This is a genomic window from Streptomyces sp. TLI_185, assembly GCF_003814765.1.
Classification (GTDB): Bacteria; Actinomycetota; Actinomycetes; order Streptomycetales; family Streptomycetaceae; genus Streptomyces.
Genome location: NZ_RKRB01000002.1, coordinates 108,850 through 129,965, shown reverse-complemented (window position 1 = coordinate 129,965; position 21,116 = coordinate 108,850). Strand labels below are relative to the sequence as shown.

Annotated in this window: 13 protein-coding genes and 1 pseudogene; 5 read left to right on the top strand and 9 right to left on the bottom strand. The window is 69.6% G+C overall.

Going from position 1 to position 21,116, the window contains the following annotated elements; genetic code table 11:
* Window position 1 precedes the first annotated feature (1 nt).
* The 6 genes from EDD92_RS49105 to EDD92_RS49080 form a co-directional block, all read right to left on the bottom strand.
* Complete coding sequence (locus EDD92_RS49105) at window positions 2–7,765, bottom strand: non-ribosomal peptide synthetase (RefSeq protein ID WP_123970978.1); 7,764 nt, start codon at window positions 7,763–7,765, stop codon at window positions 2–4.
* Between the two features lie 41 nt (window positions 7,766–7,806).
* Complete coding sequence (locus EDD92_RS49100) at window positions 7,807–8,994, bottom strand: NAD(P)/FAD-dependent oxidoreductase (protein ID WP_123970977.1); 1,188 nt, start codon at window positions 8,992–8,994, stop codon at window positions 7,807–7,809.
* Between the two features lie 238 nt (window positions 8,995–9,232).
* Window positions 9,233–9,463 (bottom strand): phosphopantetheine-binding protein, encoded by a 231-nt coding sequence (locus EDD92_RS49095; protein WP_123970976.1) that lies wholly within the window; start codon window positions 9,461–9,463, stop codon window positions 9,233–9,235.
* A 37-nt stretch (window positions 9,464–9,500) separates the two neighbouring features.
* Complete coding sequence (locus EDD92_RS49090; protein WP_123970975.1) at window positions 9,501–11,084, bottom strand: amino acid adenylation domain-containing protein; 1,584 nt, start codon at window positions 11,082–11,084, stop codon at window positions 9,501–9,503.
* Window positions 11,085–11,176: 92 nt separating this feature from the next.
* A complete protein-coding gene (locus tag EDD92_RS49085) occupies window positions 11,177–11,887 on the bottom strand; it encodes an LmbU family transcriptional regulator (protein ID WP_221268336.1) in 711 nt (236 codons plus the stop codon).
* A 60-nt stretch (window positions 11,888–11,947) separates the two neighbouring features.
* On the bottom strand, window positions 11,948–12,163 hold the full coding sequence (locus tag EDD92_RS49080; protein ID WP_123970974.1) for an MbtH family protein: 216 nt from the start codon (window positions 12,161–12,163) through the stop codon (window positions 11,948–11,950).
* Between the two features lie 530 nt (window positions 12,164–12,693).
* On the opposite strand from EDD92_RS49080, the gene ccrA reads away from it, so the two are divergent.
* The 3 genes from ccrA to EDD92_RS49065 are packed head-to-tail and all read left to right on the top strand — an operon-like array spanning window position 12,694 to window position 15,957.
* Window positions 12,694–14,067, top strand: a complete 1,374-nt coding sequence (gene ccrA, locus EDD92_RS49075) for a crotonyl-CoA carboxylase/reductase (RefSeq protein WP_123970973.1) — start codon at window positions 12,694–12,696, stop codon at window positions 14,065–14,067.
* Between the two features lie 16 nt (window positions 14,068–14,083).
* Window positions 14,084–15,079 (top strand): 3-oxoacyl-ACP synthase III family protein, encoded by a 996-nt coding sequence (locus tag EDD92_RS49070; RefSeq protein ID WP_123970972.1) that lies wholly within the window; start codon window positions 14,084–14,086, stop codon window positions 15,077–15,079.
* Entirely contained in the window at window positions 15,076–15,957 is an 882-nt protein-coding gene (locus tag EDD92_RS49065; RefSeq protein ID WP_123970971.1) for a 3-hydroxybutyryl-CoA dehydrogenase, read from the top strand. Before EDD92_RS49070 ends, EDD92_RS49065 begins: the two co-directional genes overlap by 4 nt.
* Before the next feature lie 299 nt (window positions 15,958–16,256).
* On the opposite strand, the gene EDD92_RS49060 is transcribed toward EDD92_RS49065, so the two are convergent.
* The gene (locus EDD92_RS49060; protein ID WP_260327416.1) at window positions 16,257–17,462 is read right to left on the bottom strand and encodes a serine hydrolase; all 1,206 of its coding nucleotides are present in this window, start codon (window positions 17,460–17,462) and stop codon (window positions 16,257–16,259) included.
* Window positions 17,463–17,525: 63 nt separating this feature from the next.
* A pseudogene (locus tag EDD92_RS50655) lies at window positions 17,526–17,711 on the bottom strand (adenosylhomocysteinase); the annotation flags it as partial.
* Window positions 17,712–18,203: 492 nt separating this feature from the next.
* Between EDD92_RS50655 and EDD92_RS49050 the strand changes: the two are divergent.
* Window positions 18,204–18,827 carry an LmbU family transcriptional regulator gene (locus tag EDD92_RS49050; protein ID WP_260327415.1) on the top strand — a complete coding sequence of 208 codons (624 nt, stop codon included), beginning with the start codon at window positions 18,204–18,206 and terminating at the stop codon, window positions 18,825–18,827.
* 86 nt (window positions 18,828–18,913) lie between these two features.
* Here the strand turns inward: EDD92_RS49050 and EDD92_RS49045 are convergent, their stop codons facing one another.
* Window positions 18,914–19,561, bottom strand: a complete 648-nt coding sequence (locus EDD92_RS49045; RefSeq protein ID WP_123970970.1) for an FMN-binding negative transcriptional regulator — start codon at window positions 19,559–19,561, stop codon at window positions 18,914–18,916.
* 541 nt (window positions 19,562–20,102) lie between these two features.
* Here EDD92_RS49045 and argB point away from each other — a divergent pair.
* On the top strand, window positions 20,103–21,023 hold the full coding sequence (argB, locus tag EDD92_RS49040; protein ID WP_123970969.1) for an acetylglutamate kinase: 921 nt from the start codon (window positions 20,103–20,105) through the stop codon (window positions 21,021–21,023).
* Window positions 21,024–21,116 lie beyond the last annotated feature (93 nt).

Below are 21,116 nucleotides of genomic sequence, written 5' to 3'. Positions count from 1 at the left end.
CCTACACGGTCATCTTGCGAAGCTGGGGGCGGTTCGACGTGGCCAGCTCCTGGATCCGGTCCGCCAGCTGGGCGACGGTCGGATTGCGGAACACCGTCGTGACTTTCACGTCGACGTCGAGCTCGTTGCGGATTCGGCCGGTCAGCCGGGTGGCGAGCAGCGAATGCCCGCCGTACTTGAAGAAGTCGACGTCGATGCCGATCTCCTCCACGCCGAGCAGCTCGGCGAACAGCCGGCAGAGGACTTCCTCGTTGTGGTTGCGCGGCCCTCGTCCCGTCGCGGCTTCGGTGTGGTCGGGCGCGGGGAGCGCGGCACGGTCGAGCTTGCCGCTGGGTGTCGTGGGCAGCTCCGCGAGCGGCACGATCGCCGAGGGGACCATGTACTCCGGCAGGCTCTGCCCGACCAGGTCCGTCAGGGCCGCGACGTCCAGCCCGGCCGGGTCCGCCTTGCCGGCCGGCACCACGTAGGCGACCAGCCGCTGGTCACCGGCGCGGTCCTCCCGCACCACGACCACCGCGTTGTCGACGTCCGGGTGCGCGGTCAGCGCCGACGCCACTTCGCCCAGCTCGATACGGAACCCGCGCACCTTGACCTGGAAGTCGGACCGCCCGATGTACTCGACCTGGCCGTCCTGGTTCCACCGCACGACATCGCCGGTGCGGTACATCCGGGTTCCCGGCGCACCGTGCGGGCAGGCGACGAACCGGCCGGCGGTCAGCGCGCTCTGCCCGAGGTAGCCCCGTGCCAGCCCGGTACCGGCGAGGTACAGCTCACCGGCGACCCCCGGCGGGACCGGGCGCAGCGCCGCGTCCAGCACGTACACCTGGGTGTTCCAGATCGGTGCGCCGATCGGCACCCGATCCGCACCCGGCACGTGCTGCCACGCCGTGACCTCGACCGCCGCCTCGGTGGGGCCGTAGAGGTTGTGCACACCGCAGCCGGGCAGCAGGTCGACGACCTTGTTGGCCAGCGCGGCCGGGAACGCCTCGCCCGCGACCTCGACCCAGCGCAGGCTGCCGCACTCCTTGGCGGAGGGCTCGGTGACGAACGCCTCCAGCAGGGAGGGCACGAAGTCCGCGCCGGTCACCCGCTCGCGCCGGATCAGGTCGGCGAGGTAGGCCGGGTCCCGGCGCCCGTCCGGACGCGCGATGACCACGGCGGCACCGGCCTGCAGCGGCGCGAACAGCTCCGGCACCGACACGTCGAAGCTCGCCGTCGTGCTCAGCAGCACCCGGTCCTCGACACCGACCTCGAAGTGCGCCAGACCCCACTTCAGCCGGTTCATGATCGACCGGTGTGCCACCTGCACGCCCTTGGGGCCGCCGGTGGAGCCGGAGGTGTAGATGACGTACGCGGCGTTGTCCGGCGACAGTGCGCGCTGAGGGTTCGTCTCCGGGTACCCGGAGACGTCCGGCAGGTCCGCGTCGAGCACCAGGAGCGGCCTGGCGCTGTCCAGCACGTGCCGCACCCGGTCCTCGGGCAGCTCGGGGTCCACCGGCAGGTAGGCCGCGCCGGCCTTCACCACCGCGTAGATCGCCACCATCAGATCGACCGAGCGCGGGATGCGCACCGCGACCAGCCGCTCGGGGCCCGCGCCCTGCTCGACCAGCCAGTGCGCCAGCTGGTTGGTACGCCGGTTGAACTCCCCGTAGGTCAGCGTCTCCTGATCACCGATCAGAGCCACCCGGTCGGGGTCACGCTCCACCTGGGCCTCGAACGCACCCGGCAGCGTGTCGGCGGCCACCGGGTGCGCCGTGTCGTTGACCCGCCGCACCAGCCAGTCCCGCTCCTGTGCCGACAGCACCTCCATGGCACCGACCGGCGTCTTCGGGTCGTCGAGCACCTGGTCCAGCACCCGGACGAGCCGGGCGGCGATCACCTCGGCCGCGTCGCGGTCGAAGAGGGTGGTCTGGTAGTCGAGGGAGAGCCGCAGGTAGGGGTCGGAGGAGTTGAGGGTGAGCGGGTAGTGCGAGCCCGCGAAGGGCCGGATGGCGTCGATCGTGAAGCCCGCCGATTCGTTCGCCTCGACGATGCCCTCGCGGTCGATCGGGTAGTTCTCGAAGACGACGATCGTGTCGAACAGCGAGGGCACCCCGACGCCGCGCTGGATGTCGGCCAGCCCGTAGTAGTGGTGGTCGAGCAGGGAGATCTGGCGGTTCTGCAGATCGGTGATGACCTCGCCCACGCTGTCGTTCGGTCGGCAGCGCACCCTGGTCGGCAGGGTGTTGATGAACAGGCCGACCATCTCGTCCGAACCGACCAGGTCCGCCGGACGGCCGTTGACGGCGGCGCCGAACACCACGTCGTGCTGCCCGGTCAGCTTCGAGAGCAGGACCGCCCACGCACCCTGCAGGAGCGTGTTCAGCGTGACGCCGAGTTCCGCGGCGCGCCGGGCGAGTTCCCGCCCCTTGTCGATCGACAGCGGAACCTCGATGCGCCCGAGGGCCTTCGCCTCCCCACGGACGGGGAGGTCTGCGGCCACCAGGGTCGGCTGGTCGAAGTCGGCCAGCTCCTCCTTCCACCGGGCGGCCGACGCGTCCCGGTCCTGCTTGGAGAGCCACCCCAGGTAGTCGCCGTAGCTGCGGACCGGAGCCAGCTCCTCGGTCCCGGCATACAGCCGGACCAGGTCCTTGATGACCAGCGGCGACGACCAGCCGTCGAACAGGGTGTGGTGCGCGGTGAGGATGAGCTTCGCCTGCCGCGGCCCGCAGGTCAGCAGAGCCAGGCGGATCAGTGGCGGCCGGGAGGGGTCGAGCTGTTCGGCTCGGTCCTCGGCGAGGGCCTCGTCGACGGCCGCGATCTGCTCGGCCTCACCGAGGCCGGTCAGATCGATGTGCCGCCAGGGGATGGCGATGTGCTCCGCCACGACCTGGACCGGTTCACCGTCGGCCCCGGCGACGAACGCGGAGCGCAGGTTCGGGTACCGCTCAAGGAGCGCCTGACCGGCCGCCCGCATGCGCGCCGGGTCCACGTGCCCGGACAGGTGCAGCAGGAACTGCATGTGGTAGACGTCGAATGCGCCGTCGGCGAACGCGGCCTGGAACTGGATGCCCAACTGGCCCGGGGCCTGCGGCCACACCTCGGCCAGCCGGCCGTAGCGCTGCTCCCAGCCGTCGATCTCCTCCTGGCTCACCGAGACCAGTGGGGCGTCCGAGGGCGTGAGACCACCGGTCTTTGGGCGTGCGGCGTGTACGGCCATGCCGTGCAGCACCTGGACCCACAGCTCGGCGAGTTCGGCGGTCCGCTCGCGGGACAGCACCCCGGTGGGGAACATGAAGGCGGCCTGCAGCCGGGTGCCGTCGGCGGTGTCCGTGACGACCGAGTTGACCTCCAGCGCGGACAGCGCGGGCAGGTCCGGGTCGGGCATCGCGATCAGCTCGGAGGACCAGTCGGCCGGCACCCATCCCTGGGCGCGCAGATGCTCGGGCACGTCGGCGTCGGAGATCCGGCCGAGGTAGTTGAAGCCGATCTGCGGTGCCGCGTACTCCTCCAGCTGCGCGGCGGTCTCCGGGTTCAGCCAGCGCAGGAGTCCGTACCCCACGCCCTTGTCCGGCACCCCGCGCAGCTGTTCCTTGATCCGCTTGACCGCCTGGCCTGCGGCGGGGCCGCCGGCCAGCACGTCGGCGAGGTCGACGCCCTGCACGTCCACCCGAACCGGGTACATGCTGGTGAACCATCCGACGGTGCGGGAGAGGTCGGCGCCGGGGACGACGTCCTCCTCGCGGCCGTGTCCTTCCAGCCGGACCAGGGTCGAGCTGTCGTCACCGCGCCAGCGGTTGACCGCGAGGGCGAGCGCGGCGAGCAGCACGTCGGTGCCGGTGCCCTTGTACGCGGCAGGAAGCCTGGTCAGCACCGCGTCGGTGACCTCGGCGGGCAGCTCGACGCGCACGGTGTCGAGCGTGGAGAACACGTCCACCGCCGGGTCGAACGCGCGCGTGCCCAGCGGGGGGTTGGGCGACTCCAGCGTGTCGCGCCAGTGGTCCAGCTCGTCCTCCCGCTCCGGGGAGAATGCCTCGTTCTCCAGCGCCGCGGCCCAGCGGCGGGCCGACGTGCCGACCGCGGGCAGTTCGGGCGTCTTGCCGGACCGGACCTGCTGCCATGCCTCGGCGAAGTCCGACATGAGGATGCGCCAGGAGACACCGTCCACCACCAGGTGGTGCAGCACCACGAGCAGCCGCCCCTCGCCGGACTCCGCGGCGAACCAGACGAAGTCCGCCATGGTCCCGGCTTCCGGGTCGAGTCGCCCGGTGGCCTCGTCCAGCTCCGCCTTCGCCAGTTCGAGCAGCGCCGGCTCGTCCCACCGGCCGTCGCAGGGGACCCGGCGGATCAGGTCGGCCGCCCGCACGGCGCCCTGCGGACGCACGACGAGGGAGAGTTCGTCGCCGCGCACCAGTCGCGCGCGCAGCAGGTCGTGCCGGTCGAGTACGGCGTCCAGCGTCGCGGCCAGACCACTGCCATCGATGCCCGCGGGCAGCTCCAGCACCATCGACATGGCGAACCGGTTCATGCCGACGCCGTGCTCGAAGACGTGCCGGGCCACCGGCTGCAGCGGCATCGGGCCGACGCCGCCGCCCTCGAGCTCGGCGAGCGCGGGCACCTGGTCCCGGCGGGCGGAGGCCACCTCGGCCAGCCGGGCCGCCGTGCGGCACTCGAAGATCTCCCGTGTGGTGAGGGTCAGCCCCCGGGCCCGGGCCCGCGCCACCACCTGGATGGACCGCAGGCTGTCCCCGCCCACCGCGAAGAAGTCGTCGTCGATACCGACCCGCTCCACACCGAGCACGTCCGCGTACGCCGCGGTGATGATCGTCTCCGCCTCGGTGCGCGGCTCCCGGTAGGCCTCGCCGAGGAACTCCGGTTCGGGCAGCGCCGAGCGGTCCAGCTTGCCGGTCGGCCCGAGCGGCAGTCGGCCGAGGGCCACGAAGGCCGACGGCACCATGTAGTCGGGCAGCCGTGCCGCGACGAACTTGCGCAGCTCGGCGGCCGAGGCACCGGCCTGCACATCCACATCGCCGATACCACCGGCGCCGTCGTCACCGACGGCCCCCTCGCCGGTGTGCACCACGTACGCGACGAGCTGCCGCCCGCCCGAGGGAACCTCCCGGCTGATGACCACGGCCTCGCTGATGCCGGGGTGCGCGGTGAGCGCGGCCTCGACCTCGGCCGTCTCGATGCGGAAGCCGCGCACCTTCACCTGGCCGTCGCCGCGGCCGACGCACTCCAGCCGGCCCTGTGCGTTCCAGCGGGCCAGGTCGCCCGTGCGGTACATCCGCTCGCCGGCGGGGCCGAACGGGTTCGCCACGTAGCGCTCGGCGGTCAGGCCCGGACGGCCGTGGTAGCCGCGGCCCAGGCAGGTCCCGGCCACGTACAGCTCACCGATCACGCCCTGCGGCGCCGGGGTGAGTCCCGGGCCCAGCACGTAGGCACGCATGTTCCCCAGCGGGGTGCCGATGGGCGCTACGTCGCTCTCGGCCCACTCCTCGGACGCCGCGAGGGAGAACGTGGTGGCGTAGAAGCTCTCGCTCTGCCCGTAGGAGTTCACGACCTGCACGCCGGGCAGGGCCTCGCGCACCTGCCGCACCAGCCGGGCCGGGAGCACGTCGCCCGCGAGGACGACCGTGCGCACGTCCGTCGTCCTGTCCAGGTGGCCGACCAGTTCGCCAAGTACCGAGGGGACCGCGCTGATCACGTGGCCGTCCCAGCTGTCCCGCTCGCCGAGCGCCAGCGCGTTCGGCACCACCTCGGCGGTGCCGCCGGTGGACAGGGTGGTCAGCAGCTCGAAGACCGAGACGTCGAAGTTGACCGAGGTGCCGGCCAGCATCCGCCACCCGGGCGGCGCGTCGAGGACACGCACCAGCTCCCGCACGCCGTTGACGAGGTTGCGGTGGGTGATCGTCGCGCCCTTCGGCTTGCCCGTGGAGCCGGACGTGTACATCACGTACGCCAGGTTGTCCGGGCCGAGCGGCGAGACCCGGTCCGCGTTGTCCAGCGCCCCCGGGGGCGCCTGCCATTCCGCGCGCTGATCGAGGTTGACGGTCGAGATGTCGTTGTCCGGCAGGTCCTGCCACGTCGCGGTGTCGGTGACCGCGAACCGCGGGCGTGCCTCGGACAGCACGGTCTCCGCCCGCCCGCTGAGGTACTGCGGGTCCATCGGCACGTACCCGGCACCGGACTTGAGGATCCCGAGCAGGCCGACCACAAGGTCCTCCGTGCGCGGCAGGCAGAGAACCACCAGGTCTTCCGGCCCGGCACCGCGCCGGACCAGCTCCCAGGCGACGCTGTTGGCCCGGTCGTCGAGTTCCCGGTAGGTCAGTGTCCGGTCGTCGCACACGATCGCCGGGGCGTCCGGCGTACTGGCCACCTGGCGTTCGAACAGCTGTGGAACCGTCAGCTCGGGCACCGCGGTGGCGGTCTCGTTGAACCGGGTGAGCAACTGGTCCCGCTCGGCTGCGTCGAGCACGTCGACGGTGCCGATCACCCGCTCCGGGTCGGCCACGAGTCGGCCCAGTACGCGGACGAACCGTTGCGCGATGCCTTCGGCCGTGTCCCGGTCGAACAGGCTGGTGGCGTACTCCAGACGGCATTCCGCGCCGCCCGAGCTGTTCGGGAGCAGGTCGAAGAACAGGTCGAACTTGGCCGTGTTGGTCTCAAGCCTCTCGGTGCGGACGCCGAGGCCGGGGAGTTCCAGATCCGGCACGGGCGGCTGCCAGGAGAGCATGACCTGGAAGAAGGGGTTGTAGGCGGTGGACCGGTCCGGGTTGAGCAGCTCCACCAACCGCTCGAACGGCATGTCCTGGTTGTCGTACGCGGCGAGGGACCGCTCGCGCACCCGCTGGAGCAGCCGGCGGAAGGTCGGGGTCCCGGAGAGGTCGACGCGCAGCACCCAGGTGTTGACGAAGAAGCCGACCAGGTCGCGCAGTTCCTCGTCGGTGCGGTCCGTGATCGGCGCGCCGATGGGCAGGTCGTCACCGCACCCGAGGTGGTGCAGGAGCACCGCCAGTGCCGAGTGCATGACCATCGACACCGTGGTCTCCGCTTCCGCGGCCAGCTTCTCCACGGCCGCGAGCAGGTCCGGGCCGATCGAGAACTGGACCCGGTCGCCGTCGGGGCTCATCACCCTCGGGCGCGGGCGGTCGGTCGGCATGGCCAGCGGCTGCGGCAGATCGGCCAGGGCCTCACGCCAGTACGCCAGTTGCCGGGCCGCCAGGCTGTCCGGGTCGGACTCGTCACCGAGCACGTCCCGCTGCCACAGCGTGTAGTCCGCGTACTGCACCGGCAGCGGCTCCCACGCCGGAGCCCTGCCCTCCCTGCGGGCCGCATAGGCGGTGGTGAGATCGCGGAACAGCGGCCCGAAGGACTCACCGTCCACGGCTATGTGGTGCGCCACCACGACGAGGGTGTGCTCGCGCGGTCCGCACCGCACCAGCCTGGCGCGGATCGGTATGTCGGCGGCCAGGTCGAAGGTCTCGGTGGCCGCCTCGTCGACCGCCGCGGCCCGCTCCTCCTCCGCGACCTCGACGACCGGCAGGTCGAACGGCTTCTCCCCGGATGCCAGCACCTGCTGGTGCGGCACACCGTCGTCGCCCTCGACGATCACCGTGCGGAGGACCTCGTGCCTGTCGATGACGTCGCGGAGCGCCGCCTGGAGCGCCTCCACGTTCAGCTCACCGGTCAGCCGCAGGGCGAAGGAGCCGTTGTAGGTCGGTGAAGGGCCTTCGAACTGGTCCACGAACCACAGCCGACGCTGCGCGAACGACAACGGGATCATTGAGTCTCCAAAATCGGCAGAACCAGGGAGCGAGCCGTCACTCAGCTCTGGTCGAGCAAGGTCAACAGTTCGTCGTTGTAGAAGTCGTCGATGGAGCACGCCCCCGACAGCGTCGAGAAGTACCGGTCGATCAGCTCCTGGTGTCCGACCAGCTTTTGCAGCATCTCGACCCGCCCCTCGGGCTTGAGTTCGGCCACGTTGAGCGCGCCCTGGTAGTGGCTGAAGGCGTCGTCGCCCAGGTTGTCCTCGTAGCGGCTCAGCGCCGCCGTGAGCGCGGCTTCGTCGTGCAACCGGTCCCCGATGCAATCGGTGAGCGTCTGGGCCTGGACGAAGGCCTCGGTGATACCGCGGGCGGTGATGGAGTCCTTGTGGTTCACCGCGTCACCGACCAGCACCCACCCGGGTCCGAAGGCCTTGCGGAAGTAGTTCTCCTGATGCCCCGTCCCGTAGAGCTGCTCCACGCGCTCGCCGGACTGCATCCGCTCGTACAGCTCGGGCGCCGTCGAGCGGAAGGTCTCCAGGTAAAAGGGCTCAACTCCCTTGCGGACGTCGTTGTACTCGTCCTGCGGGAAGTACGTCATGAGCAACGTGAGGTCGTCGTTGGTCGGGATGACACCGACCCAGCGCCCCGGCCGTTCGTACAGCTCGAAGTGTGCGGGAACCCCGGCCCAGTAGCTGTAGTAGGTGCAGGTCAGCCGCGGGTGCTCGATCACGTTCGGGGCTCCGGCCTTGCGGGCCACCAGGGAGCGCATGCCGTCCGCGCCGACGACGAGGCGCGCCCGGTCCGTCGCCTGGACGCCGCCGGGCGTGGTGTACCGCACCCCGACGACCCGGTCACCCTCGAACACCAGGTCGTTGACCGCGCAGGACTCCCGGAACTCCACACCGGCCGCCACGGCCCCGTCCGCGAGGATCGGGTCGAGCAAGTACCGTCTCGGCGCGTACGTGGTCCGCAGGCCGTCGATCGGCAGGGAGAAGCCGTCGATACGGACGCCGGGCCCCTCGTAGCTCTGGTGAGTGATCGGCCGGCAGCCCGCGTCGCGGAGCCTGTCGAGCAGCCCCCACCGATTGAGCAGTGCAACGCCCTCCTGGTGGATGTAGTGCGAGGACAGCGTGTCCTGCGGGAAGCGCGCTTTCTCCAGGAGCAGGACTCGGTATCCCTGCTGAGCGAACAACATGGCCGTGGGCGAGCCCGCGCAACGGGCACCTATGACAATCACGTCGTACATAGCGCCACTCCTACCAGATTGTTTTTTGGCCGCAAAGCGACCTCAGCCGGAAATTTAGCGATTCTCAAGCGCGCTATCGACGCAGCGGACGGAATACCCGCTAAACGAGCACGAATTCGATGTTAGCCGTCCGAACAGGCTCGGGAAATACATATGGAGCTGGGCCGGGCCCCAAAAAGCCTTCGGGCCGTGTCGTGTCTCGCCGGCGAGACACGACACGGCCCGAAGGCTCCCGACGCTATCGGGTTGCCGCACCCAGGGATGCGATGTACGCGGAAATCGACGCCACTGTCGGGTTGAGGTACATCTGGTCCATCGGCACCTCGACGCCCAACTCCTCGATGTAGGCGCCCTGGATCCTGGCCATGATCACGGACTGACCGCCCAGGGCGAAGAAGTCGTCGTCGCCCGATATGTCATCGCGCTTGAGTTCCCGGCACCAGATGGTGCGCACCCCATCGGAAATCATCCCCACATTCCTCTCGATTGTCATCGCGGGCCGTCGGCTATGCCGCCGTGGCGCTACCGGCAGGCTGGTTCATGTAAGCGTCGACCAGCGCCGCGCGGTCCACTTTCCCGTGCGGACTCAACGGAAGCCGCGGGACGGTGATGAATGCGGCCGGAACCATGTTCCGCGGCAGCGTCTCAAGGAGAGCGGTGCGCACGTCGTTCTCGGCGAGATCCTCCCCTTCGGGAACGATGAACGCGGTCAGCTCGGCCTCGCCGGCGCCGGTGTACGTGACCACCACGGCGGCCTCCCGTACCCCGGACAGCCTGGCGAGCGCGCGCTCGATGTCGGTGGGGTCGATGCGCATGCCCCGCACCTTCACCTGCGCGTCGATCCTGCCGAGGACGACGAGTTCGCCGGCCTCGGTGACGTAGCCGCGGTCGCCCGTGCGGTACACCCTGCGCGGCTCTCCGTCGACCTCGATCGTCGTGAACTTCTGGTTCTCGGGACCTGTGTTGAGGTAGCCCGCGCCGACGCTGGCCCCGGCGATGCAGATCTCGCCCTGCTCCCCCGGCGCGACCCCGCGCAGTTGCGCGTCCAGGAGGTGGATGTCGGTGTTGTGGGCCGGCCTGCCGACCGGTGCGACCTGCTGTCCGCCGGGCCGGTGTCCGGCGAGGTCGTACGACGTCGCGACATCCGTGCACTCGGCGACGCCGTACTGGTGCAGGAGGGTGCAGGTGTTGCCCTCGCGCCGCGCCCAGTCCGCGATCCGCTCGAACTTCAGCGGCTCCCCGCCGAAGAGCATGTAGTCGAGCCGGGTGAGCGCGTCACCGCCCCGCGCGGTCTCCCAGTCCACCAGCAGGTACAGCGTGCTGGAGGCGCAGTGGATCACGCGTACCTCGTGCTCGGTCAGCATGCGGTAGGCGAGCATGGCGTCGAAGTTCCGGCTCGCCATCAGGTACTGGGTGGCGCCGCAGAACAACGGCGTCATCAGGGCCCGCTGGGAGAGGTCGAACCCGAACGCGCTGACGACCAGGTTGTTCGACCCCTGGTGCAGGCCGTACTCGAGCTTCAGCCAGTTCATCAGGTTGAACCAGCCCTCGTGCCGCACCGCGGTCAGCTTCGGCGTACCGGTCGAGCCGGACGTGAAGACCGCGTAGCACACGTCGTCCCCGGTGACGGAGACGGCGGGAGCAGTCGCCGGGAGACCGGCCAGGTAGTCGGACAGCTGCCCGAGGTCGATGACCTCGACGGCCGCCGACTCGACCAGCCCCGCCGTCGCCGGGGAGGCCACGATCAGGGCGAGGTCGGGCACCTGACCCAGCAGCAGCTGGAGCCTGGCCGACGGGTAGGCCGGATCGAACGGTACGTAGGCCGCGCCCGCCTTCAGCGTCCCGAGGACGGCGACGAGCATGTCGATCGAGTAGTCGAGGCACACCCCGACCTTCGCGCCGCGTCCGTGTCCGCACGTGGCGAGGAAGTGCGCGAACCGGTTCGCCCTCGCGTCCAGCTCCGCGTACGTCACCTGCTGTCCGGCACAGAAGACGGCAACGGCGTCGGGCGTGGCTGCCGCGTGCGCCTCGAACTGCTTGTGGACGACGGGCGCCGAGGGCAGGGCAACCCGCTTTCCCTGAAGGATCATCAACTGACTCCGATGTGACAGGTGTCCGATCAGGCGAGCCGCCGGCGCACCACGGGGAACGGGCTTGTCAGGCACCTCTGGGCGGTGCGCCTCTAGGCGGTGAGCCGATCGGTGGCGTCGAGCACCTTGGTCACCCACTTTTCGACGGGCAGACCGTGCGCGGCAGCCAACTTCGAGTAGTAGTCCAGCTGGTCGGCCGACAGCTCGATGGTGAGCGTGGTGGCCTTCCGCCGGCGCTTGTCAGCGCCCGCCGACGCGGCGATCCGGGGTACCTCTTGCTTCTCGTCAGCGCCGCTCGGGGGGATTTCGGTCGTGCGGCTCTGCTCGCTCAAGCTGGCGCGAACCGCCTTGCGGAGTTCATTGCGCGACCACTTCTGCTGTTCGGCCTTGCACAGCCAGTAGTCCTGCTCCGGTGACGACAGGCGGGTCACTTCCGCGTGGTGGGCGAAGCTGAGGCTGTCCCGCCTGCGGTGCTGCTCGAACCGCCGAGCCACCCACGCGTAGTTGCGCAAGGTCTGGTAGTCGAGACCGGTGCGCTCGATCGCCTCCCGGTACCGCCGCCAGCCGTAGGCGGCCTCCCCGAAGATCAGCCAGTCGGCGAGCCACCACGCCGAGGAGTTCGTGAGCTCGCGCAGGCTGGTCCCGATCCGCTCCCAGGACCGCTCCGACAGGTCCTTCGGGAGGATCATCCCCGACTTCTGCACCGTTGCCTGTCTCCCCACGAAGGAGAGCACCACATCGCGCTGCGCGGGCTCACCGCGGGTGGCCACCGGTTTCGGCTTGTAACTGCTGACGGTTCTCACAGGATGTCCCCCACAGCCTTGTCTTCCAACCAGCGTTCTCCAGCGAAATTCGAGCGGCTTTCAGTTCGCCGCCATGGCCTCTCGCAGGCTCTTCGGTCGCATATCGGTCCAGTTCTGCTCGACGTATTCCAGGCACTCGGACCTCGCCGCCTCACCGAAGACGACCCGCCAGCCTGCGGGCACCTCGGCGAACACCGGCCACAGAGAGTGCTGCTCCTCGTCGTTGACCACGACGTAGAAGCGGCTTTCCTGGTCGTCGAAGGGGTTCGTACTCAACTGCCACCGTCCTTAACCGTCACGAGATGACTCGGGATTGGAGTCCGTCAGGGGTTTCTTGTGGAGCAGCGCGGGTGACGGAGCGGCGTCCGGTGCGTGCCGGACGCCGCGAAGACCCAGAAGAAGCCCCCTGGGGGCGGGCAGAGTTCACCGACGCCGTCGTCCTGTCGACAGGACACCCGGCGTCCGCCGCGCCCCGTGAATGCTGACGAACCTAGGACCCGAACGCCAACATCACAAGGGCGGACAAAACTTGGCCGCCCGCTCGTCCGTCCGAATCTGTACCCCCCTTGGGGCGCTGTGCCACTATGACCGAGCAGTGGCCCATTGACTGGGCCTGCTCGAATTCGGGTTCCGTCAATTTCCCCCGCCGACGCGATCGGGAGTGCGTGCAGTCGATGCACGGCCTGCACGGCTGACCCGTCGGGCCTGGTCTCCTGAATGGAGACACCCCGGACCCCACCCCCAGCGGAACACCGTCGCACAGCGGCGACCGTATTTGCGCCGCACCAAGGGCAAAGGAATTCCTCATGGACGCATTGGCCGAAGCCGCTCTCGCGGGTGCTTCGCCTGACGAACTGGTCCGGGAGAACGTGCCGGACGAGTACCTGGCCGCGTACCTGCACGAAGAGGACGCCCGCATGTTCGACGGCGTCCCGGACAAGGACGTGCGCCGCTCGCTCCGGGTCGGGATGGTGCCGATGCCGGAACTGGCGCCGGACGAGGCGCTGATCGCGGTCATGGCCAGCTCCGTCAACTACAACACGGTCTGGTCGGCGATGTTCGAACCGCTGCCCACCTTCGACTTCCTGCGCCGGTTCGGCCGCCAGGGCGGGTTCGCCGCCCGGCACGACCTGCCGACCCACGTGATCGGCTCGGACGGCGCCGGTGTGATCGTGCGGGTCGGCTCGGGGGTGCGGCACTGGCGCATCGGCGACCACGTGGTCGTCTCACCGTCCTACGTGGACGACCAGGAGCCCGCGACGCACGCCGACGGCATGCTCGGCGCGGAGCAGCGCGTGTGGGGCTTCGAGACCAACTTCGGCGGCCTGGCCCACTACGCGGTGGTGCGGGTCAGCCAGCTGGTGCCCAAGCCCACGCACCTGACCTGGGAGGAGGCCGCGTCCTTGTCGCTGTGCGGCAGCACCGCCTACCGGATGCTGGTCAGCGACCGCGGTGCGCGCATCAAGCAGGGCGACGTCGTGCTGATCTGGGGGGCCACCGGTGGTCTCGGCGCCTACGCGGTGCAACTGGTGAAGGCGGGCGGCGGCATCCCCGTCGGTGTGGTCAGCTCGGAGGAGAAGGCGCAGGCGCTACGCCGGCTGGGCTGCGACGTGGTCATCAACCGCAACGACATCGGCCTGGGCGGCCACGCCCCGAGCCCGGACGAGACCATCGCCATGGGCAAGCGGCTCGGCAGCCGGATCCGGGCCGAGGTGGGCGAGGACCCGCACGTGGTGTTCGACTACGTCGGCGCCGCCACCTTCGGGATCTCGGTGTTCGTGGTGCGCAAGGGCGGCGTGGTCGTCACCTGCGGGTCCAGCACCGGCTACCAGCACCAGTACGACAACCGCTACCTGTGGATGAACCTCAAGCGGATCATCGGCAGCCACGCGGCCAACCTGCAGGAACTGCGGGAGTTCAACCGGCTGGTGCAGCTGGGAAGGCTCATGCCCGCGCTGTCCACCGTGTACCCGCTCGACGAGATCGGCGAGGCCGCCCGGCTGGTGCAGAACAACCAGCACATCGGCAAGGTCGGTGTGCTGTGCCTGGCCCCGCACACCGGGCTCGGGGTCACCGACCCCGCCTCGCGTGCCCGGATCGGTGCGGACCGGCTCAACCCGCTGGGGGACTCGGACCGATCCACGAGCCCGGTCCCGGTCCTCACCGGGTCCGCCAGGTGAGAGGGGGGACGCAACCGTGACCGAGCACGCTGTGAGCATCCTGGGGACGGGCTCGTACGCGCCGAAGGAGGAGATCAGCAACGCCGAGGTCGCCGAGCGCGTGGGCGTCGAGCCGGAGTGGATCGAACGCAAGACGCAGATCCTGAGCCGCCGGTACGCCGCCGCGAGCGAGGCGACCTCCGACCTTGCGACGCGGGCCGCCCAAGAGGCGCTGGAGAACGCCGGGCTGACCTGCGACCAGGTGGACTACCTCGTCGTGGCCACCTCGACCGGGGACTCGCCGCAACCGCCGACGAGCTATCTGGTGCAGAACAGGTTGGACGCCTGGAACGCGGCCTGCTTCGACATCAACGTGGTGTGCAGCGGTTTCGTGTACGGCCTGATGCTGGCGCGCAGCCTGATCGCGGTGAACCCGGGCGCCCGCGCGCTGGTCATCGGCGCCGACGTGTACTCGCGCATTCTGGACTTCTCCGACCGCAGGACCGCAGTGCTCTTCGGCGACGGCGCGGGTGCGGCCGTGGTCGGCGCGGCGGCGGAGCCCGGCATGGTCGCGTTCCACCTGGCCAGCCGAGGCGACGCCGGCGGCCTGATCCGCGTCGAGGCGGGCGGCAGCCGGCTGCCCAGCAGTCATCAGACCGTGGACGAGGGCGCCCACTACTTCCGGATGCACGGCCGCGGGGTGCGGGACTTCGTGATGGAGGAGCTGCCGCCGGCCATGGCGGCGCTGTGCGCGAAGGCGGGCGTCGGCCTCGACGAGGTGGACCACTTCGTCCCGCACCAGGCCAACGGGGTAATGCTGGATGAGTTGGTGGAGCGGTCCGGGCTGTCCGGCGCGCACACCCACCTGGTACTGAAGGAGTTCGGCAACATGGGCAGTGCGGCGGTGCCGTTCGCGCTCGACCGGGCCAACCGGAACAACGAGTTGTCCGACGGAGATCTGGTCCTGCTGGCCGGTTTCGGTGGCGGCATGTCCATCGGTGCCTGCCTGCTGCGTTGGGGGGTTCCCGCATGACCGGGACCGTCAGCCTGCCGGGTGCCATCCACCGGGTGGGGATCGTCGGCAGCGGCACGATGGGCGCCGGCCTCGCCGAGATCTGCGGCCGGGCAGGGCTGGACGTGGTGGTCGTGGCCTCCGGGCCTGCCTCCGTGCCCGCCGGGCTCGGACGGCTGGTCTCCTCGCTGGACCGGGCCGTGACCCGTGGCAAGCTGTCCGAGGACGACCGGGATGCCACACTGGCGCGCGTCGCGTTCACCACCGAACTCGACGACCTGGCCGACCGCGACCTCGTGATGGAGGCGATCCGGGAGAACGAGGACCAGAAGTCCGAGCTGTTCGTGGCACTCGACAAGGTCGTCGAATCCCCGCAGGCCATCCTCGCGTCGAACACCTCGTCCATCCCGATCATGCGCCTGGCCAGGGTCACCAGCAGGCCGGAGCAGGTGGTCGGCCTGCACTTCTTCAACCCGGTGCCCGTGATGCCGCTGGTGGAGCTGATCGGTTCGCTGCTCACCGGGGAGCACACCCTGCAGCGCATGACCGAGTTCGTCGGGGGCTCCCTCGGCAAGACGCCGATCCGCTCGCCGGACCGGGCCGGCTTCGTGGTCAACTCCCTGCTCATCCCCTACCTGCTGAGCGCGATCAGGATGGTCGAGTCCGGCTTCGCCACGGCTGAGGTGGTCGACCAGGGCATGACGCTCGGCTGCTCGCACCCCCTGGGGCCACTGCGGCTGACCGACATGATCGGCCTGGACGTCGTCGCCGCGATAGCGGAATCCCTGCAAGCGGAGTTCCGCGAACCGCAGTTCACCCCGCCCGCCCTCCTGCTGCGGATGGTGGAGGGCGGGCTGCTGGGCAAGAAGTCCGGCCGCGGCTTCTACCCCTACTCCTGACCGGTTCGGCCGGAGGCGACGAGGGTCCGCGACCGGGGAACGTGCTGTGACAGCGTGCGGTCACGTCCGTGGCCTCGTACCGGGCCGGTGGGCTGATCACCCACCGGCCCGGTATTTCATTCCACGACCATCACCGACGTCGTCATCCAGACCGACCGGAGCGCATCCCGGGGAGCCTCTTGCCGCTTGTCGGCACATGGGCGACGGCCGGTACACCGTCTGGCCGCGCGGAACGCGACGCCCGGTGGTCGAGCGAGACCTGTGGTGTCTCGCTCGACCACCGGGCGTGTTGTGGCGAGTCAGGCCTGCTTGCCGCAGAACTCCGCCTCCAGCTCGGCGTCGAAGACGCCGATCGGCGCCTGCATGGACCACCCCGTGCCGTAGAGCCAGTCACCGTTGACGTTGGTGGAGAGCATGTGGCGGCCGTCCCGGGTGCCGTAGGTGTAGGTCCAGGACCCCTCGGTGCCGCCGAACATGCCGTACACGGTGGTGCCGCAGGGCAGTGTGGTCGAGGCGACCCCGTATCCGTAGCTCATGCCCGGGATCCAGCTGGTGGTCGGGGTCATGGTGAACATCTCCTGCTGCTCGGCGGCCGGCAGCAGGCGGCCGCGCAGCAGCGCGCTGAAGAAGGTGTCGAGGTCTCCGTTGGTGGAGATCATGTCGCCGGTGGCGAAGACCCAGCCGGGGTTCAGCTCGGTGACGTCGTAGGACGGGATGCCGGAGCCGTTCTGGTTGAGGTGGGAGTACGCGCGGCCGTGCGGACCGTCGATCTCCGTGTCGCCGGCAGCCGGCTCGTAGGTGCCGGTCAGGTGGAGCGGGCGGGCGATCCGGTCGTGGATCTCGTCGGCCAGGCTCCGCCCGGTGGCCTTCTCGATGATCATGCCGGCCAGCACGTAGTTGGTGTCGGAGTAGCCCCAGCTGGTTCCGGGGGCGAAGGCCGGCGGGTAGGCGACGGCGAGACCGACCAACTGCTCGGGGGTCATCCTGTCGAAGCGGTGCTCCAGGAAGGCGGTGCCGATGACGGCGTCCTGGACGGTGCTGGAGAGGACGTAATTGTAGATCCCGCTGGTCTGGTTGAGCAGCTGGCGGACGGTGATCCTGCTGCCGTCGTAACCGTTGCCGTCGACCAGACCGGGCAGCCACTGCTCCACCGAGTCGTCCAGGCGCACCTTGTGCTCGGCGGCCAGTTGCAGCATCACGGTGGCCACGAAGGTCTGGGTGGTGCCGCCGATCCGGAACCGGTCCTGTGGCTGCTGCAGGGCCCCCGTGCTGAGGTCGGCCACCCCGGCGCGGCCGAACCAGCTTCTGTGGCGGCCGTCGAGGATCTGCACGGTGGCCCCGGGCAGACCGCCCTCGGTCACCGCGCGGTTCAGCACGTCCTGAACCCCTGGGTGGGAGCCGTCGTGGCCGGTGGTGGTCGCGGCGGTGGCGGGTGCGGCTGCCGTCATCGCCAGCAGCGTCCCGGCGGCGCATAGGCCGGCGGCGGCGCGGATCTTGAGCTTCAAGGTGTCCCCCTCGGGTGTGTGCGGCCCGCTCGCTGCGGGTTTCGCGGATGAGCTGACGGTTGATCAGCAGCGGTAGTGGTCCGCCTCGTACGGCCTCGACCGGGACGCCGATGTATTCGGCCTGCTCCGGGCGCAGGACGGTGAGCTTGACGCCGAGCGCGTCGGGCGGAGACGGGCGACCTTCCCGTCCATGCGTTCGGGGAGCACATGGGCCCCGATCGGGTACTGCTCGGTCTTGGTGAACAGTTCGCCGGACGGTGCGGCGATGGGCACGCCTGCGCTGAAGACTTTGCGGGCGCCAACTGGAGCACGGGACGCATGGCGCTGGAGTCGGCGGACCGTGGCCGCCCGCCGTCGAGGAACGGTGGAAAGCGAGCCGGGAACTGTTCGAGATCCGCTGGGGAGACACACCGGGAATGGCGCTGTGCCGCGATGGCGTGCGAGCGCCACCCACCTGGTACCAAGGCGCCACAAACACTCCTGGGGAGATGAAGTATCCGTCGGCGGGGATTTCAAGGTCCGTTCGAACGGCTGTCGGTGTGTCCGACACAAGTCGTAATTCATGAGCACTCCAGGACGGCGTGCCAGGCTCCCCCCTGTTCGCACGCGTTACATGGAGGCCTGATGGCGATTCACGCCAGCAACTTCGAACGATCGGGAAACGAACAGACCGGACCAGAGCGGACCGTGGTACCTCAGCAGCGAAGGCTTCCCGGGGAGCGCCCGCGCCGCGGTCAGGTGATGACCACGAAGGTCGGCCTGCGGATGCCCTCCGGGGCGTCCTTCGACGAGTGGGAACAGGCCGGCCGTCAGCTGTCCGGCATCGTCGACTCCTCGTCCTGGTGGCTCGGCGACTGGCTGGTGTTCGGCAAGGACCACTACGTGGACCGCTATCAGCACGGCATCCGGGCCGTCGGGTTGCAGTACCAGACCCTGCGCAACTACGCCTGGGTCTCCCGGCGGTTCGCATTCGACCGGCGGCGCCCCGCGCTGACCTTCCAGCACCACGCGGAGCTTGCCTCGCTGCCGTTGGACCAGCAGGAGATGTGGCTCGACCGCGCGGAGCAGAACCGGTGGACCACCAAGCAGCTGCGCCGGGCCATTCGTGCCTCCCGCGAGCTCGAGGAGCAGACCGGCACGCCCGTCGAGCCGGTCCGTCGGCTCGAACTCCCCGGCAGCCGGCTCCGGTCGTGGCACCGGGCCGCCGAGCAGATGGGCATCGACTTCGATCAGTGGGTGATGGCGAGCCTCGACACTGCGGCCGCCCGCGTCCTGGAGGACCTCAAGGACCTGCCCGAAGTACGTGGACTCAAGGGCGTCAACGAGCTGTCCGAAGCCGAGCGCCCGGCCGCCATCAGCGCCTGAACACGCAGCATCCCGTGAGCTGCGCCGGGGGACCTGACATCTCAGGGCCGGGCATTACGGGAGCCGGGCATCACGGGAGCCGGGCATCACGGGAGCCGGCCTATCAGGTCGGCCGTCGCGCGCTTGTGGATGCAGTCGCTGCCGGCGAACGACTCCCGCACCCGCTCTCGGACCTCGCCAGGCTGCTCCTGGCTGAGCTTGAACATCCCGTCGGCCCCGGTCACCCGCACCCGGAAGGCACCCACAGCGGGCCCGATCTTCCGGAAGTAGCCGAGCGACTCGCTCATGTCCCAGCCGGTGCCGAAGTCGCGCTCGTAGGCCCGCACCGTGGCCTGCACCACGTCCATGGCGTCGTCCATCGAGTCGAGCTTCTCCACCTCGCCACGGACGTGCACCGAGGTGAAGTTCCAGGTCGGGGCGGCCGGGGTCACCTGGTACACGGTCGGCGAGACGTAGGAGTGCGGGCCGGTGAAGGTCAGGAGGACGCCGCCGCCGTCCTCGAGCGCCTTCCAGTGCGGGTTGGCCCGGTTCATGTGCGCCAGCAGGGTGAGCCCGGACAGGTCGGCCGGTAGTTCGGTGCCGTCCTGCGCCGGGTCGCAGATCACCGGCAGATGGGTGGCGAACGGGATGCCCCCAGGGCTGCCGTTGGACACCGCGAGTGCCAACGGATTTTCTCGGATCAAATCGATTTTCCATGAACTGTGCGGTTCACGATAAAAACTCGGGACGAACATCCGGAATTCACCCTCTCAGTGGTTCGACTCAAGACCGCCGTCCTGTCGACCGGACAATGAACACCGTCCGCGAGCCCGTCTTGAGTGACCCTGTCGCGATCTTTCCTCGCTCCTCATGCTGACGTCAAAGAGTTCTCCGGACAATGCCGAACGACCGTCTTGCGGGCCACCACCACCAGGAAGACTCCGATCCACTCCAATTCAAGCCGTCCACAATTCACTTCCGAGCGGAAATGAATCATCATCCGATGAGCAAGACGGAGTTGGCGAGACGGCCGGGCCGACCATGGATCATCTCCGGCCTCCCTCGGCGAACCGGCGGCTTGGGAGTCCTTGCACCGCACCCCCCACATCGCCGGCCGACGCGGCCCACGGCGGCTGTCCTGTCGACCGGACATCGAGTCGCCATCGACCTGAACTCCAGCACTTTTACAGGTGATCGGGGGCAGAGCTTCCACCCGGGCCGACCGGCTCGCAATGATGGATCCGAAACTACAGCCCGGCCGCGGATTCACCACGGCCGGCGATTGCGAGGTTTCTCATGACGCCCAGTCCGCATTCAGCGCTGGCCAAGGCCCGGTCCATCAGCGAGGCACTGCCGTGGCTGGCCCGCCACCAGGGCCGGACGGTCGTCATCAAGCTGGGCGGGCACGCGATGGTCGACGCGGAACTGACCGCGGCCTTCGCCCGTGACGTCGCCTTCCTGCGCTACGCCGGCCTGCGGCCCGTGGTCGTCCACGGCGGCGGCCCGCAGATCGACCGGGAACTTGAACACCGCGGTCTGGAGCGGGAGTTCAGGGCCGGGCTGAGAGTCACCTCGCCGCCCGCGATGAACATCGTCCGGATGGTGCTGGCCGGGCAGGTGCAGCGCGAACTGGTCGGCCTGATCAACAGTCACGGCCCGCTGGCCGTCGGGATGACCGGCGAGGACGCGGACACCCTCACCGCCACCCGGCTGATGCCGTGGATCGACGGCGAGCCGGTCGACGTCGGACGGGTCGGCAGCATCACCCGGGTGGACACCGCGGTCCTGGAGACCCTGCTGGACACCGGCCGGATCCCGGTGATCTCCTCTGTCGCCCGCAGCGCCGAGGACCGCGACGTCTACAACATCAACGCCGACACCGCGGCGGCCGCGCTCGCGACCGCACTGGGCGCCGAGGCGCTCGTCATACTGACGGACGTCGCGGGGCTCTACGCGGGCTGGCCGCACAGCGAGGAGGTCATCCAGCGGCTCACGGCCGGCGAGTTGGAGAAGCTCCTGCCGGAGCTGAGCGACGGCATGGTGCCCAAGATGACCGGCTGCCTGCACGCCGTGCGCGGCGGCGTGGGCGCGGCCCGGGTGATCGACGGACGGATCCCGCACGCGGTACTCCTCGAGATGTTCACCGAGGACGGGGCCGGCACGGTGATCGTGCCGGACCCGGACCCAGACCCGGACGAGACGGAGGTCCTGGCGTGAACGGGCAGCGACAACAGCAACGGCAAACCATCGGCTTGGCATGGCCCCATGGCGGGCGATCCCGGTTCAGCGGCACACGAACGACGACACTCG